20 protein-coding genes are annotated in these 16,265 nt (G+C 32.7%); 4 read left to right on the forward strand and 16 right to left on the reverse strand.

The window, feature by feature from the left end; translation table 11 throughout:
* Positions 1 to 192: 192 nt before the first annotated feature.
* Together AC3IPI_RS23465 and AC3IPI_RS23470 are read left to right on the forward strand one after the other, a co-directional pair.
* Complete coding sequence (locus AC3IPI_RS23465; RefSeq protein WP_489156158.1) at positions 193 to 1,464, forward strand: acyltransferase family protein; 1,272 nt, start codon at positions 193 to 195, stop codon at positions 1,462 to 1,464.
* Positions 1,465 to 1,628: 164 nt separating this feature from the next.
* Positions 1,629 to 2,048 (forward strand): nucleoside-diphosphate kinase, encoded by a 420-nt coding sequence (locus AC3IPI_RS23470; RefSeq protein WP_035625955.1) that lies wholly within the window; start codon positions 1,629 to 1,631, stop codon positions 2,046 to 2,048.
* 106 nt (positions 2,049 to 2,154) lie between these two features.
* Here AC3IPI_RS23470 and AC3IPI_RS23475 read toward each other — a convergent pair whose 3' ends face one another.
* The 15 genes from AC3IPI_RS23475 to AC3IPI_RS23545 all read right to left on the reverse strand — a co-directional run bounded on the left by AC3IPI_RS23475 (position 2,155) and on the right by AC3IPI_RS23545 (position 14,194).
* On the reverse strand, positions 2,155 to 2,874 hold the full coding sequence (locus AC3IPI_RS23475) for a hypothetical protein (protein WP_323488961.1): 720 nt from the start codon (positions 2,872 to 2,874) through the stop codon (positions 2,155 to 2,157).
* Positions 2,875 to 3,178: 304 nt separating this feature from the next.
* Entirely contained in the window at positions 3,179 to 3,652 is a 474-nt protein-coding gene (locus AC3IPI_RS23480) for a hypothetical protein (protein WP_039111205.1), read from the reverse strand.
* Positions 3,653 to 3,669: 17 nt separating this feature from the next.
* A complete protein-coding gene (locus tag AC3IPI_RS23485; protein ID WP_039111206.1) occupies positions 3,670 to 3,966 on the reverse strand; it encodes a DciA family protein in 297 nt (98 codons plus the stop codon).
* Positions 3,947 to 4,390: a lipocalin family protein gene (locus AC3IPI_RS23490; protein WP_086896004.1), complete on the reverse strand. Its 444-nt coding sequence runs from the start codon at positions 4,388 to 4,390 to the stop codon at positions 3,947 to 3,949. Before AC3IPI_RS23490 ends, AC3IPI_RS23485 begins: the two co-directional genes overlap by 20 nt.
* Before the next feature lie 517 nt (positions 4,391 to 4,907).
* Positions 4,908 to 5,861 carry a signal recognition particle-docking protein FtsY gene (ftsY, locus tag AC3IPI_RS23495; protein ID WP_039111208.1) on the reverse strand — a complete coding sequence of 318 codons (954 nt, stop codon included), beginning with the start codon at positions 5,859 to 5,861 and terminating at the stop codon, positions 4,908 to 4,910.
* Positions 5,862 to 6,189: 328 nt separating this feature from the next.
* On the reverse strand, positions 6,190 to 6,342 hold the full coding sequence (locus AC3IPI_RS23500) for a DUF4295 domain-containing protein (RefSeq protein ID WP_007805819.1): 153 nt from the start codon (positions 6,340 to 6,342) through the stop codon (positions 6,190 to 6,192).
* A 72-nt stretch (positions 6,343 to 6,414) separates the two neighbouring features.
* The gene (gene rpmG / locus AC3IPI_RS23505) at positions 6,415 to 6,597 is read right to left on the reverse strand and encodes a 50S ribosomal protein L33 (RefSeq protein ID WP_017495179.1); all 183 of its coding nucleotides are present in this window, start codon (positions 6,595 to 6,597) and stop codon (positions 6,415 to 6,417) included.
* A 27-nt stretch (positions 6,598 to 6,624) separates the two neighbouring features.
* A complete protein-coding gene (gene rpmB, locus AC3IPI_RS23510; protein ID WP_007805815.1) occupies positions 6,625 to 6,861 on the reverse strand; it encodes a 50S ribosomal protein L28 in 237 nt (78 codons plus the stop codon).
* A gap of 71 nt (positions 6,862 to 6,932) precedes the next feature.
* Positions 6,933 to 8,186 (reverse strand): CinA family nicotinamide mononucleotide deamidase-related protein, encoded by a 1,254-nt coding sequence (locus AC3IPI_RS23515; protein WP_489156164.1) that lies wholly within the window; start codon positions 8,184 to 8,186, stop codon positions 6,933 to 6,935.
* Positions 8,187 to 8,384: 198 nt separating this feature from the next.
* The gene (locus AC3IPI_RS23520; protein WP_035625977.1) at positions 8,385 to 8,729 is read right to left on the reverse strand and encodes an Hpt domain-containing protein; all 345 of its coding nucleotides are present in this window, start codon (positions 8,727 to 8,729) and stop codon (positions 8,385 to 8,387) included.
* On the reverse strand, positions 8,729 to 9,340 hold the full coding sequence (locus AC3IPI_RS23525; RefSeq protein ID WP_039111211.1) for a fumarylacetoacetate hydrolase family protein: 612 nt from the start codon (positions 9,338 to 9,340) through the stop codon (positions 8,729 to 8,731). The genes AC3IPI_RS23520 and AC3IPI_RS23525 overlap by 1 nt, the downstream gene beginning before the upstream one ends.
* A 92-nt stretch (positions 9,341 to 9,432) precedes the next feature.
* The gene (locus AC3IPI_RS23530) at positions 9,433 to 10,203 is read right to left on the reverse strand and encodes a 3'-5' exonuclease (RefSeq protein ID WP_039119983.1); all 771 of its coding nucleotides are present in this window, start codon (positions 10,201 to 10,203) and stop codon (positions 9,433 to 9,435) included.
* A gap of 165 nt (positions 10,204 to 10,368) precedes the next feature.
* Entirely contained in the window at positions 10,369 to 11,709 is a 1,341-nt protein-coding gene (locus tag AC3IPI_RS23535) for a dihydrolipoamide acetyltransferase family protein (protein ID WP_489156167.1), read from the reverse strand.
* A gap of 83 nt (positions 11,710 to 11,792) precedes the next feature.
* Positions 11,793 to 12,956 carry a glycosyltransferase family 2 protein gene (locus AC3IPI_RS23540; RefSeq protein ID WP_489156169.1) on the reverse strand — a complete coding sequence of 388 codons (1,164 nt, stop codon included), beginning with the start codon at positions 12,954 to 12,956 and terminating at the stop codon, positions 11,793 to 11,795.
* 26 nt (positions 12,957 to 12,982) lie between these two features.
* Entirely contained in the window at positions 12,983 to 14,194 is a 1,212-nt protein-coding gene (locus tag AC3IPI_RS23545; protein WP_489156171.1) for a hypothetical protein, read from the reverse strand.
* 314 nt (positions 14,195 to 14,508) lie between these two features.
* Here AC3IPI_RS23545 and AC3IPI_RS23550 point away from each other — a divergent pair, with 314 nt between their 5' ends.
* Both AC3IPI_RS23550 and AC3IPI_RS23555 read left to right on the forward strand, forming a co-directional pair.
* Entirely contained in the window at positions 14,509 to 15,093 is a 585-nt protein-coding gene (locus AC3IPI_RS23550) for a hypothetical protein (RefSeq protein ID WP_489156173.1), read from the forward strand.
* Between the two features lie 20 nt (positions 15,094 to 15,113).
* On the forward strand, positions 15,114 to 15,503 hold the full coding sequence (locus AC3IPI_RS23555) for a hypothetical protein (RefSeq protein WP_489156175.1): 390 nt from the start codon (positions 15,114 to 15,116) through the stop codon (positions 15,501 to 15,503).
* A 75-nt stretch (positions 15,504 to 15,578) separates the two neighbouring features.
* Here the strand turns inward: AC3IPI_RS23555 and AC3IPI_RS23560 are convergent, their stop codons facing one another.
* Complete coding sequence (locus AC3IPI_RS23560; protein WP_489156177.1) at positions 15,579 to 16,220, reverse strand: DUF4272 domain-containing protein; 642 nt, start codon at positions 16,218 to 16,220, stop codon at positions 15,579 to 15,581.
* Between the last annotated feature and the right edge of the window lie 45 nt (positions 16,221 to 16,265).

Below are 16,265 nucleotides of genomic sequence, written 5' to 3' on the forward strand. Positions count from 1 at the left end.
AGAGCCACAGATTTAAAGGATTAAAATGTTTTTTTTGAATATTCAGAAATCTGTAAGAATCTTCTAAATCTATGGCGAAAAAAATAAAGTAATAATCATAAGAAACAAATAACCACTTACTTCTGAAATTATTACTCTCTAAACCAAATTATTAACTTTAAAAAACAAGAACTAACCTATTACAAAAAAATTATGACCAGAGAGCGCTTGATTTCACTAGATGTCTTCAGAGGATTAACTATTTTATTAATGACAATTGTCAATAATCCTGGAAGCTGGGACGCTGTTTATCCTCCTCTATTACACTCTGAGTGGCATGGCTGCACACTAACCGATTTGGTTTTCCCTTTTTTCATCTTCATAATGGGAGTAGCTATTTCATTTGCAATGCCTACAAAAACTTTCGACAGTACTACATTCAACAAAATACTAGTACGCTCATTAAGAATGTTTTGCTTAGGAATCTTCTTTAATTTTTTTGCCAAAATACAACTTTTTGGACTCGACGGAATTCCGTTACTTATAGGTCGATTAATTATAACTATTGCGGTATGTTATGCCTTAATGGGAAATTTTAGTTCTAAAGTAAAAAATATTCTTGCCTTTTCAATCCTGTTTATTTATCTCTTCTTGGCCTATAGCGGCATCGAAGCGTATCAAAACGTACGATTACCAGGTGTTTTACAACGTATAGCCATCGTATATTTTGTAGTATCCCTTTTGTACTTAAAATCAAACCAAAGAACACAGATAATAGTCGCCACAATCTTATTATTAGTCTATTGGGCAATAATGGCTTTAATACCAGTTCCAGGAATTGGAGAAGCAAATTTTGATAAAGGAACCAATCTTGCTTCTTGGCTAGATAGTATCTTACTAAAAGGACATATGTATCGCGGAACCATAACTTGGGATCCAGAAGGTATATTAAGTACTATCCCATCCATCGGAACCGGAATTATCGGACTACTTATAGGTCAGTTATTACACTGTGCCATACCAAAAATTGAAATTGCAAAAAAAATGGCAATCGCAGGTATCGCATTAATTATAGTTGCTCAAATCTGGAGTATCGTTTTCCCTATTAACAAATCACTTTGGACAAGTACATACACATTATACACAGCAGGACTAGCAACTACTTGTCTGGCATTATTATATTACCTTATTGATATTTTAAACTTAAAAAAAGGAATCAAAATATTTTTAATTTGGGGCGTTAACCCAATGATTGTATTTTTCTTCTCGCAAATAATCCCACAAGGATTAGTAATGGTTCAGTTTGAGAACCCGCATAGTCCAGGCGAACAAATCAATCTTTTAAATTATTTATATAGCTTTGGGATTGCACCTTTTTTCAGTAATCCAATGACAGCTTCCTTAGCTGGAGCACTAACTTATGTTGGAATTTGGACGTTTATTTTATGGCTTTTCTACAAGAACAAACTTATTTTTAAGGTTTAAATTTTAAAACTTGTATAAGACGCACTGCGGTGCGTCTCTACTGCTGTACGTCATTACTCATAATTAATTATCATAAAGGTATTCTGGATAGTTATAATTATGAATTTATTAAATTCAATTCATAAAAAAAGTCTATTTTTGCACAAAATTTAATAAAAATAAAAATGGCAACAAATAGAACTTTTACAATGATTAAGCCAGATGCAGTTCAAAACGGACACATCGGAAATATCTTAGCAATGATTACTAATGGAGGATTTAAAATCGTTTCATTAAAATTAACTCAATTAACTGTAGCTGATGCTCAAGCATTTTATGCTGTTCACGCTGCAAGACCTTTCTACGGAGAATTAGTAGAATTTATGTCTCGTGGACCAATTGTTGCTGCAATTTTAGAAAAAGACAACGCTGTTGAAGATTTCAGAACTTTAATCGGAGCTACAAACCCTGCTGAAGCTGCTGAAGGAACAATTCGTAAAGCATACGCAACTTCTATCGGAGAAAATGCAGTTCACGGTTCTGATAGCGACGAAAATGCTGCTATCGAAGGTGCATTCCATTTTGCTGGAAGAGAGCAATTCTAATTTAGACTACTTAGATAGTTAGATTTTCAGACTACTTAGACTGACTTAGATTAAAATAAAAACCCGCTTCAATGAAGCGGGTTTTCCTTTTTTACTTATAAAAACATTAGAAATTAGCAGCACTCTTTTTAATTATTTTGCTAATTTTTTGATCTAAATCTTTTAGCAATTCGTCTAAAGCACTTTCGCACATAGGCAGTACTTTTTCAGGAGTTAAAACAGGAATTCCACCTACTATAACACCCGTTTTTTTAGAGCTTGCCCCTTCATTTATAGCAAATACTTTCTTTCCGGTTTTATCATACAAAGAGATTCTAGCATAAGCTTTCATTTTAACGGTTCCTGTTCCTCCAACAGCAAATCCTTTTACTAAAGTAAAATGTATTTCTGTAAATAAAACACCATCTGCAATTTCTTTAAAAATAGTCGCAGTTCCTACTTCATTTGCTTGACCAGCCGTTCCTTCATAAATATATTTATATCCTGGGTAATTTATTATAGTTTTCTCTCCTACTTCATCTTTAGCATATTTAGGAGAAAAATCAATGTATTCTTGTTTTTGAATCACTTCATTTTCAGGAATTAAATCAAATGGAAATTGTTTAGAATAAACATTAAAAAAAGCATTATGGTATTTCTCTAAAATAGGACTAAGATTAAAGTTTGGATTGTTGCCCAAATCAGCTATTGCAGCCAAACTGTTAAGCCCCAAATCAGAAAGATCAATTGTTTTGTCTGTGTAAAAACCAACAACCGCCACCTTTTTCTTTTGTGAATAGCTATTTAAAGCAAATAATACGGTTAAAATAAATAATACTTTCTTCATTTTTTTTCTATTTGATTGTTTATAATTATTAAAAAAATACTTACAATTCAAATATATCATAAAAAATCCATTTCTAAGACAGGAACGTTAATTTAATTTCAAGATTAAAATCTAATGTTCGTAGTCCATTCAAAGATCAAAAAAAAATCTAAAACTAAACTACACTTCTGGCATAACTACTTACGTCGTTACCACCAGTTGCTGCCATCCATCTTTTAAATAAATCTGATTCATTCTCGATTGAAGATTATTACCTAGTCATTTTTTGTAAAATAAAAACCCGCTTCAATGAAGCGGGTTTTGTTTATTTCAGCATTTCTGCACTTTCCTCCTTAGAGACATATACTTTCTCTCCTAAGTCTCGTATTTTTTCTCTTAAAACATCTTTTAGTTCGTTATAGTTACTATGATAAGAAGTAGAAATAGAAGCTATTCTTTTACCATTTTCGAGTATAAAAAGGAACTCTGCCATACCTTCTTTTCCAACCTCAAAAAGAACTATAAAACCGTCTAAATTATTAATTTCATATACTTTAGATTTTCCTAATCCAAAATAACGATTAACAATGATGTATCTATCATCAATAGTTAATTTATGCGCTCTTGTTCTAAACATTGTCAACCAAAAAAAGACAACAAGTAGTAAAAATAAAATAGGCAAAAACATTCCTGCTGTTGGAGAAGTAAAACTTAAATAAACAACCAAAGGCGGCAAAACAATTGAAACTATAGCAATAAAAACTGGAGGTGTTTTAAACTTAGACTTTATACTTATCATATTAATAACTTTTAATTTTAACGCAAAACTACATCTCGAACAACATCTCTTCGCAATTCCTCATTAATCATCGTAATGATTTTTGATTTTCCATGAGTGAGTTCCTCTCTTAAAACAGACGATGTAAGCTCTACATAAAGCGTACTTCCTTTTAAAACTACATTTCGGGTATAACTATTTACACCATTCCCCATCAGTTGTCGCCATGCCTCTTTTACATCAATCTGATCCATTCCGGGTTGGAGCTTATTTACCTGGATAATCCTTTGCAAAATATCCCCAACACTACTCTGATTATTTAGTCTTTTTGCCATTATCTATAATATTAATTGGTCCTGCTTTTTTATAATGATATTCTTTTTTCTCGGCGTTAAGCAGCACTAATTTATCGTCTGTTAAAGCAATTAACTCTTCCGTCCATTTTGTATAAGGAGTCGAATAATCTAAGAAAGCCTTACCGTCTTTAAATCTAACTTTTACCGTTTCGTGTAAATCGTTTGTCATAAAAGTTCCGTCTAATTGTGGCATTACTTTTTGACGAATACCGTTATTATCGGCCTCTATCTTAAAAAAGTCATAGCTTTCATTCATCCCGTAATCTTTATCTTCACCTTTATCAAAAACTACTTTTTCAATCTCCCAATATCCATTTAATTTAGCAATATCTGCAGGTTCTATTTTTTGCTGACATCCAACAAACAAAAATGATACTAAGAGAATTTTAAATACGTTTTTCATTATAAATTTTATTTTTTAGGAGCTATTTCCTGCTATCCGCTATATCTTTTTGTGGAAGAAAAATCCACAAAAAAGGATACCGCTTCTATCAGGGCTAAAGCTTCACGGTACTATAAATATTTTATTTTTGTGAGTTACAAAGTTAACTTTATATAATTGATAAAGAAGAAAAAATTGCCAAAACCCATTAAACTATTTTATAGATTTTGATTTACTTATAAAACAAAAAAACCAACGAATACTAAAAGCATTCGTTGGTTTTTATATATTGAACAGCCATTATTCTAATTATAAAAGTTTTATATCATAAAACCTTTAATCGAAAATTATGCTGCCAGATTATTTTTTTGTTTGGATCCTTCTAAGAAGACCTAAAAGAAATAAAATAACACCTACTACTAATAAAACGTAATACAATGTTAGATTTTGTTCTCTAAAAACATTAGATAAAACAAAAGACAGGATACTACCAAAATAAAAATAAATCGGCGGGATATTACTAAAACTCATCTGAAAACTATTTAAAGAAACTATCTACGAACTCATATTTATTAAAAACCTGCAAGTCTTCAATTCCCTCACCTACACCAATGTATTTTACAGGAATTTTAAACTGATCCGAAATACCTATCACAACACCACCTTTGGCAGTACCATCTAGTTTGGTTACAGCCAGAGCCGTTACCTCAGTTGCAGCGGTAAACTGCTTAGCTTGTTCAAAAGCATTTTGCCCAGTAGAACCATCCAAAACCAAAAGTACATCATGAGGCGCATCGGCTACAACTTTTTGCATTACACGTTTTACTTTAGTCAATTCGTTCATTAAATTGATTTTGTTATGCAAACGACCTGCTGTATCAATAATTACAATATCGGCATTTTGTGCTACTGCAGATTGTAAGGTATCAAAAGCTACAGATGCAGGATCACTCCCCATATTTTGTCTTACGATTGGCACACCTACACGATCAGCCCAAATTTGCAATTGATCAATCGCTGCTGCACGAAAAGTATCTGCTGCTCCTAGAACTACTTTATAACCAGCTTTTTTAAACTGATAAGCTAATTTACCGATTGTAGTAGTCTTACCAACTCCATTTACTCCAACAACCATTAAAACGTATGGTTTTGTTTGTATAGGAACTACAAATTCAGTCGCTTCGCCTGTATTAGTCTCTGATAATAAACCTGCAATCTCTTCTCGCAAGATTTGGTTTAACTCATCGACACCAAGATATTTATCGGCTGCTACACGTTTCTCTATTCGGGTAATAACTTTGAGGGTTGTCTCTACTCCAACATCCGAAGAAACAAGAATTTCTTCTAAATTATCTAAAACGTCGTCATCAACTTTAGATTTTCCGGCTACGGCTTTACTTAATTTAGAGAAGAAACTGGTTTTAGATTTTTCAAGACCTTTGTCTAATGTCTCTTTTTTATCGGAAGAAAATATTTTTTTAAAAAAACTCATTTTTATATAGGTTGTTAGTTTTTCGAATTATTTAGATTTTTCTCACAATCTACAACAATTCTAAAGTTTAAAAAAGCAAAGTGTCTTTAATTACCCCCATTACTTCACATACTTTCCAATTTTATAGGAGTTCAGTGAACTACGTTTGTAGCAATACCCTTTTGTTCTGGTCCCGAAGCTCGAGATAAAACAAAAGATCGCAGCAAAAGCAGGAACTTTGATTAAAAAAAGAACTTTTGTTTGGCTTCTCTAAATTTTGAGACAAATATAAAAAATAAAAAAGCTACTTCCGAATGAAAGTAGCTTTTCTATATATTGTAATTGTTAATTATTTCTTTTTCAAGAAAGTATCAACTTCTTCAGGAGCCATAATAGATTCTACGAATGTATATGCACCAGTTTTAGGAGATTTCACCATTTTGATGGCTTTTGATAATCTCTTAGAAGATGTTTGTAACGATGCTACGGTTTTCTTTGCCATGATTCAAATGTTATTTGAAGTTTTTATAAAGCTCTAATGGAAAACCATTGAGATTTATAAAATCTCTAATTATTACTTAATTTCTTTGTGAACTGTTACACGTTTCAAGATTGGATTAAATTTCTTAATCTCTAATCTGTCTGGAGTATTTTTTTTGTTCTTTGTTGTAATGTATCTTGAAGTTCCTGCTACACCAGAAGTCTTGTGTTCAGTACATTCTAAAATTACTTGGATTCTATTACCTTTCTTTGCCATCTTGCTATATATTTATTTTGGAAAAGATTATTTGATAAATCCTTCTGACTGCGCTTTTTTCAAAACCGCAGAAATTCCATTTTTATTAATTGTTTTTATCGTAGATGCTGCTACTCTAAGAGTAATCCATCTATCTTCTTCTGGAAGATAAAAACGCTTTTTAACTAAGTTCACAGAAAATTTTCTCTTAGTTTTGTTCATAGCGTGAGAAACGTTATTTCCTACCATCGCTCTTTTACCTGTAAGGTCACAAACTCTTGACATTATACTTATGTTTTATCGTTATTCAAAATCAGGGTGCAAAGAAAAGAAAAATAAACGATTGAAACAAAAAATTAGTGTACATTTTTTAAAATTTCTTTCTGTAACATTTCTAAACTTTTAATTACAGCCCTATCTATCACTTTTTCACGTGGTTGACCAAAGTTAAATTCTTCGACTATTACATCGTCTGGTGTGGCAATTGCAATAAAAATAGTACCAATTTCCGCATTTGAGTCTCCTTTTGTCGGTCCGGCGTTCCCAGTTGTCGCGATTGCGTAATCAGTTTTCATTATGCGTTTTACGCTTGAAGCCATCGATGAAACAACTGCAGCACTTACTACAGAATTTTCTTCTATTAAATCAGCCGGAACGCCCAAAACAGTAGTCTTTACCTCGGTTGCATAGGACACAACACTACCTCTAAAGTAGCTTGAAGCACCAGAAACTGCCGCTAAAAGTGATGCGATTTTTCCTCCAGTACAACTTTCGGCAGTCGCAACTGTCTTTCCTTTTTTTGTTAGTAATTCTCCTATTACTACTTCAAGAGTTTCATTATCATCGAAGCCTACAATAATATCATGAATGATTGCATCTAGTGATTGCACATTGGCCTCGATAGCCGCTTCAAGCATTTCTTTATCTGTGCCTCGGGCAGAAAGTCGCAAACGCACTCTTCCTGGATTTGGTAAATAAGCTAGTTTTATAAAATCAGGCAAATTATTCTCCCAGTCCTCGATACGCTCAGCTACTAAACTTTCGCCCTGACCGTATGTAAGTATCGTTTTATGAATAATATATGGTCGCTCGTATTCTTTTACAACTTTTGGAATTATTACGCTTTCTACCAAATATTTCATTTCATAAGGAACTCCCGGAAGCGAAATAAAAACGGTATTTTCTTTCTTCATCCACATTCCTGGTGCCGTCCCCATCTGGTTATGAAGCACCGTACATTTAGAAGGAACTAACGCCTGATCTTTGTTCATTTGGGTAATCGGTCGCTTATAAAAACCTTCGATTAGTTCTGTGACATGCGCCAGAACTTCGGGATTAACAACCAATTCATCTTCAAAATAATCACAAAATGTTTTTTTGGTCACATCGTCTTTTGTAGGCCCTAAACCTCCTGTAACGATTACCAAATCGACTTTGTTTTGTAATTGAGAAAATGTGTCTAAAATATGCTGCTTATCATCACTTATCGAAATCATTTCGTGAATTTCGACTCCGATTTTATCTAAAGATTTAGCTATAAAACCAGAATTTGTATCTACAATTTGTCCTATTAAGATTTCGTCACCAATTGTAATTATTGTTGCTTTCATGTATCTAAAATTCAAATTACTACTAGATTATTTATCGCAAGGAATTGCGTGGGGAATAGCAATGAAAATCCTTTTTATCGCGAAGTAAACGGAAGAAAGAAAAAATCAATTTACTTGTATTATAATTAATTTACAAAGCAAATTGTATTTGGAGAAGATAGCCTAGCCTGAAAATTCAGGCTGGCAATCTATGAAGTTTTACAAATCAAAGTCTTTCTTAATTTCTTTGATTGCTTCTTTAACTTGATTTTTTATGCTTTTAAATGTTTCTTCTATGGCTTTCTTTTTACCCTCAGCCTTTGTCCAGGCTTCGACTTGAAGAATCTCCTCAAAAGCAACATTAAGCCCTAATAAATCAAGCGTAGGCTTTATTTTGTGTGCATACGCATAAGCATGCTTATGATCTTTCTTTTTTATCCCTTCTTTAATTTGTTTTAAATCCTCAGGAACTTCGGTTACAAACAAATTAAGAATTTCGTTTACAAATTCGGGATCGTTGTCTGAAAGTGCGTACACTTTTGAAAGGTTATATTTTAAAGCCATTATTTTACTTGTATTCTGAATAATTTTTTTCCTTCTAAAAACCCTTCTAAAACATCATCTGGCTTTACAGCCGCAACTCCTTCTGGAGTTCCTGTAAAAATAATATCTCCAATTTTTAGCGTGAAGTATTGAGAAACATATGAAATAAGCTCATCAATTTTCCACAACATCATATTAGAGTTTCCTTTTTGAACGGTCTTAGAATTATTTGTTAATTCAAATGTAATATTTTCCAATGAACTAAATTGCGTCTTAGGCAAAAAATCACCTATTACAGCCGAACCATCAAAAGCTTTTGCTTTCTCCCAAGGCAATCCTTTTTGCTTTAGTTTTTCTTGTAAATCTCTAGCTGTAAAGTCGATACCTACACTTATCTCGTCGTAATATTTGTGCGCAAACTTTGGCTCTATATATTTCCCGACCTTATTAATTTTAACAATAAGCTCAATTTCGTGATGAATATCTTCAGAAAATTCGGGGATTACAAATGGATGTTGCTTTAATAAAACTGCCGAATCGGGCTTCATAAATACAACTGGCTCTGTTGGGCGTTCGTTTTGTAACTCTTCGATATGATTGGTATAATTTCTACCGATACAGATTATTTTCATTCTTTTTAAGTTGCTAAGTCACTAAGCTACTAAGTCGCTAAGAAACTAAGCACAAAAAACTCAGAACCTTAGAACCTTAGTTTCTCAGAACCTTATTTAGTATTTAATTTTCTTAATTTAATTGCCGTCAATACTTTTTTGGTATATAAAGGAAAATCCGCATTTTGTATCCAGCTAAAATATCCTGGTTCTGTTTCCAGAACCTTCTCTACTTTTGCTCCTTTATGTTTTCCGAAGGTAAAAACTTCTTCATCATCTTTATCAAAAGCAATCATTCCTGCAAAATCGGCTATTTTTTTTCTGGTTGTAAATTCAGATAACGCTTTCATATCATTTTCCAATTCTGGATAACGATCTAATTGTGCTTTAAGAATCTCATATGTCGCCATTGTATCAGCTTCTGCAGAGTGTGCATTCTCAAGGCTTTTTCCGCAATAAAATTTCAAAGCAGCGCTTAATGTTCTTTCTTCCATTTTATGAAAGATAGTTTGCACATCGACTGAGCATTTATTTTTCATATCAAAATCAACTCCTGCACGAAGCAATTCTTCTGCCAATAACGGAATATCAAAACGATCGGAGTTAAACCCTGCCAAATCACTATCTTTTATCATATTGTAAACCTGTGGCGCCAGAGTTGCAAATGTAGGTTCATTTGCTACTTTTTCATCAGTAATACCGTGAACGGCCGTAGTTTGTGGAGGAATTGGAATCGTAGGATTCACCAACCAAGTTTTACTTTCTTTATTTCCGTTTGGAAAAACTTTAAATATTGAAATTTCTACTATTCGATCTTTTCCGATGTCTATTCCGGTAGTTTCTAGATCGAAAAAGCAAATTGGTTTGTTGAGTTTCAGTTCCATTTTTTAATTTTATAAGTTTACAAATATAATTTTTAAACACGAATTTCACCTGTTTTTTTCAGAAAGTTGCCGATTACTACCTGTAATGCAATAATGCTGCAAAAAGAAAACCCTTTCAACATTTAAAACGTTAAAAGGGTTAATTATTTATAAGATAGATTTTTTCTAGAAATCTCTATCTATATCAAAAGCCTCTAAGTACTCAGCAACTCTTTTTACAAAACTTCCTCCTAAAGCTCCATCTACAACACGGTGGTCATAACTGTGCGAAAGGAACATTTTCTGACGAATTCCGATAAAATCTCCTTCAGGAGTTTCGATAACCGCTGGCACTTTACGAATCGCTCCAAGAGCTAGAATCCCTACTTGTGGCTGATTGATAATTGGCGTTCCAAAAACACTTCCAAAAGTCCCCACATTCGTTACTGTATAAGTTCCGCCTTGTGTATCGTCTGGTTTTAGTTTTCCTGTTTTTGCACGATTACCTAAATCATTAACAGCTTTTGCCATTCCAACAAGATTTAACTGATCTGCATTTTTAATTACCGGAACAATTAAGTTTCCGTTTGGTAATGCAGCTGCCATTCCTAAATTTATATTTTTCTTTTTGATGATATAATCCCCATCAACAGAAATATTCATTCCCGGGAAGTCTTTTAATGCTTTTGCAACTGCTTCCATCATAATTGGGGTAAAAGTTAATTTCTCACCTTCTCTTTTCTCAAAAGCAGCTTTAACTTTATCTCTCCATTTTACAATATTTGTAACATCAACTTCAATAAATGATTGTACGTGTGCTGAAGTTTGAACTGAAGCTACCATATATCCGGAAATAAGCTTACGCATTCTGTCCATTTCTATGATTTCATCACCTCCATTTACAGAAACTGGTGCCGCTTTTGAAACTAATGGCTCTTGTACTTTTACCACCGCTGGTGCAGGCACAGGAACTTCAACAGCTACTTTCACTTCTACTTTTGGAACTTCTACTTTGTTTGTTCTATTAACAACGTAAGCCAATATATCTTCTTTGGTCACTCGACCATCTTTTCCTGAACCATTTATACTTTCTAGCTCTGCAATAGAAACATTTTCTTCTTTAGCAATATTTTTTACTAATGGTGAAAAGAATTTATCCGAAGTAGTGTAATCTGCAGGTGTTGCAACCGCTTCTTTAGCAGCTTCGATTGTTTTTTCAACAAAAACAACTTCTGTAGGAACGATCGTTTCTTCAGTTACTTTATCAACTAAAAATGACGAACCTTCTTCTGTTTCAATGATGGCAATAGTTTGCCCTACTTGTACCAAATCGTCTTTGCCAAACAATTGCTCAATCAAAATACCAGAAACTTCACTTGGCACTTCGCTATCGACTTTATCTGTAGCGATTTCCAGTACTGCTTCATCCATTTCAATTTTGTCTCCAACTTGTTTCAACCAGTTTGTGATTGTTGCTTCAGCGACACTTTCTCCCATTTTAGGAAGTTTTAATTCAAATCTTGCCATATTGTTAACCTAAAAGGTGATTTTGATTTTCAGATTGCGAAATTACTGAAATTTTTAAATATAAATTACATTAAATATAATTTTTATGTGATTTTAACGATTTTACCTCTATCATTACTTGAATCACTTCCGATTAAGAAAGTGGTGTTTTTGGGTAAAATTTTAAAAGTAATCTTCTTATGCCTTTCAGATTTTATCATATCGATACATTTCTTGAATGATATGTATTGATTATCTAAAATTACCTCTGCTCCTTTTCCTATGTAAATCAGCGACGAATTTACCATTTTTTCTTTTTTTAAATCGTAAAATGTAACTTTATTTTGCAAAATTGAACTCAATTTTTCACTTAAATTATGATTCATGGAGTATAAAAAATATTCTTTTGGAATTGTTTTTATCGTCGTTTTTCCCTGAATCATTTTAACGATAGAAAAAAATATAATTCCAATTTTCATAAAAAGTGAAAACAAAAAAGATACTTTAAAATGTTTTTTATAAAAGAAATTCATCGCTTCCTGAAAGCGTTTCATATATTTCTCGTCCTTTATAGTGCTTTCTCCTTTATAGTGAATTACCGTAGTTTCAGCTAAATAGTAATTAGCCTTGCCTTTTTTAAGAACCATGTACGATAAATCGATATCATCGGAATACATGAAACAATCTTCATCAAAACCGCCGACTTCATTATATAAATCTCGTTTCATTACCATAAAAGCACCTACCAGTATTTCGACTTTACCAGTTTGGTTTTCGTTTAAATGTTCCGCATAATATCTATTAAAATACTTAGACTTTGGAAAAACCTTATATAAACTAGTTATTTTAGTAAAAGCAACCCAAGGTGTCGGAACTCCACGCTTGCTTTCGGGAAGAAAATTCCCTGCTCCATCAATAAGATTTACTCCTACTATTCCTAAATCCTGTTGTACTTTGGCGAAAGCCAATACTTTTGTAAATGTATCTTCGGCAACTACTGTATCAGGATTTAAAATGCATATATAATCTCCTTGAGCTTGTGAAACACCTATATTATTTCCTTTAGGGAAACCTAAATTTTCGGCGTTCGCGATTAATTTTACATCCGGAAAACGACTACGAATCATGTCGCAACTATCATCTGGAGAATTATTATCTATTACAATAATCTCGCTATCAATATCTTTAAGTGCCTGCTGCACACTTAAAACACATTGTTCTAAAAAATAACGTACATTATAATTGAGGATAATAACCGATAATTGCATGTAAAATAGTCTTGAAAGTTCGAAAGTTAGAAATTTTCTACTAAACCGAACCGTAATGACCAATCATTTTTACTAACTCCAAAATCCATTACAAGATTACTATTGTTACGTTTGTTCCATTTTATGCGCAATCCTGTACCAATTGCAGGATTCCATTTGGTAAATTGATAAGTCTGAAATTTAGATACTGATGAAATATTGGTAAAAAATACTGCTCCCCAAAAACCATCGGCAGAAATATCTGTTCTGTATTCAGTTTCAAAATATAATAATGCATTGCTTCGGAAACGATTTCTTGTAAAACCTCGTCCTGTTTTTTGCTGTCGGTCCCAACCAATACTCGGTAAGTCGAGATAATGTGGATCTCCTCCTCCTATTGTTGACCAATAAAAAGCTCTATATGCCAAAACTTTATGTTTTACATCGCTAAATGAATGGTATTTTCGAGCATCTATATATAAGGATTGCCACCCTTTATTATCAAGACCTCCATTGGTATTCATTCGGAAATTGGCTTCTAGATATGTTCCTTGTTCTGGATTGATATTATTAATTCTGGAATCATAAAGTGCTTGAATTGCAACTCCAAAGGAAACATCATCAGAATAATCTCCGCTCATATATTTAAAATAATCAGTTTCTCCATCAATCTTAGAATCTTCGGAAATATTTTGATAACTATCAAACAAAACTCCTAATCCGAGTCCGAAATTGCCTTTGACCTTTCTCGTTACATATTCATAAAAACGCCATTGTTTATAATTCAGGATAGACATTTCGTCGTCGAGATGATGATCTCCCAAACCATATGTAGGCTGCGGATAAATCATAAACCGATAATCTCCTGTAAAGTTATACTTATCATCCTTAGTATATATATAGGACTGAATTGGAAATACATATTGATTAGAAAAACTAAAATAAGGTGAAAAAACAACTTGTGACATTGTAGTTTTTTCATGATCATCACCCAGGTAAAAAGTACTCAGAAACGAAATAATTATTCTGGCATTTCCATTACCCTCTACCGGGATTGGAGATAATGAGAAAGCTATCTTCTTTTTGGCATCATGCCTTACGGTATCATTTTTAGAAAATATGCTTTTATACACATCGATAATATCTCTGCTATTATGTTTGAGAGAATCTTTTTTGTACGTGATGGAGTCATTTTGCGAATAGCAAAAACAGCTAAAAAAAAGAAAAGACAAAACACTTTTTAATTGTAAGCTACTCATTTTTAATTGTTTTAAAACACACTCTCTTAACAAAAATAAAACTAAAATTTCATTTACTCTCGAATTTATCAATAAAGATTCTTACAAAAAGATGTGGGATGTGAAGATGAAAAATAGGAGATGCAGGATGAGAGATGCAAGATGCAAGATGTGAGATGTGAGATGTGAGATGTGAGATGAAAAAAGGAAGATGAGAGATGAGAGATGAAAACTGAAACCGACTACTGTTACTAAATACTGCTACTAAAAACTGTGACTACAACTGAATACTAAACCTTTAATTATTTATTTTAGCAAAAAATAGCTTTCTCTTTATGGAATATAAAACAATCACTAATAGATTTTTACCACTTGGTTTTATTATAATCTTATTTTTAAGCTGCAAAATAACTTCTATACAACATACTAATTCTGATTTGGTTGTCTCAAACACTTGGTACATTGCCGGGCCAACCAAAGAAAATCAGGAAACAATAAACAATACTCGAATAAAAGAACATCGCATTCTTGTTACAGCAAACGACTCGCCTGTTGGAGAAATCGAACTGAATGTAATGATTACTCAATCTGAATCTAACGACGGAAAACCAACCAATTTACCTAGCAATTCTAGCTTTGTTAGTATTACTTATAAATCATCACAACCTATAAAAATCCAAGCTCGCGAAGGGAATGATTCCGGAAATGGATGCATACATGGAGGAACTCATGCAATGGCTGATTTACCTGCTTCTCCCGATAAATTTTCTACAATAAAAATTCCTTGGACGGATTTTAAACTAAACGGCAAATCTGTAAACATTCATAATCTTTGCAAATTTAATTTTGTGAATTATCATCCTGTTTCTGGCGCTATATTAGAAATAACTGAAGTACAGATTCAAAATTTAAATCCATAAAACTAACTAACCTCAACATTATGAAAATCAAAATTCTAAAATTCTTATTTCTAATACTGTTCTTTTCTAATCTTACTTATAGTCAAAATAAAAAGGTCGACATTAATGGTGTTTGGGCCGATATTAATTCGGGGTTAGAAAATGCAGTTGTGATTATCTCTGAACAAAACGGAAAGGTGATTTTCTCACATTATCTGGAATGGAAAGGACAAAAATTTGTAGAAAGTGGCATCGGAAAAAGAACCGGAAACACGATAGAATATACAGTTGATGTAACTTTACCTATAGAAGGCTGGGCAACTCAAGGAACACATGCCTTGACATTATCTGAAGACGGTAATACACTCGAAGGCACTTACAAAGACAACAAAAAAAGAGAAGGTCCTATTGCTTTTAAACGTGTGAGATGATTTTTTTCTTGTGAGATGATTTTTGTAAAATGTAAAAGGGAGTTAATGTGATCATTAACTCCCTTTTACTATATTTTATGTTCCCATTTCTACATTATCCCAATCATCGGCTCGGTTGTAAATCCATTCCAACGATTTGCGTCTTTCATATACTAGACCTCCATTTAGCTTTGCTTCTCGACCGTTTAGTCTTTCATCTACACAATACCAATGCAGTCGGTAATAATAATCAAGCATGGTATAAATCTCAACTTCAGATTTTAAATTCTGTAAACTTTCCATTTTTTCATTGCCATCTCCTTGCTCTAGATTTGGCAATAGCGATGCCATATTATCTCCAATATATTCTTCGGCTTCAAGTCCCGGAATCATTTCTGTTACCCACATAAAAGCCCACAATGATTCTAGATACCATCTTAAAGAATTAATTTCAAATTCGGTTAAATCATCATTTTCCTTATCTAGTATTTTTTTTTCTGAATCTGATAGATATTTAGCTAAATCATGATTCTCTATCCATTCTTTAATAATATAAGTTGGAGCCTCAAACGCGATGTTTATCAAAGCATTCATAACCGACATTCTTCCCTTAATCTCTTCCAGAGACCTTAGTTTTGGCGTATCCAGAATCGGCAACCAATCATTTACACGATATTCTTTTTGTTTAATAATTGTATCATTATCAATTTTAATTTGTCGGCGTTGTTCTTCAGTCATAATGTAATTTTTCAAAATATAACCGAAAATATAAATAATTTCTTT

Source organism: Flavobacterium sp. GL_143, assembly GCF_057834355.1.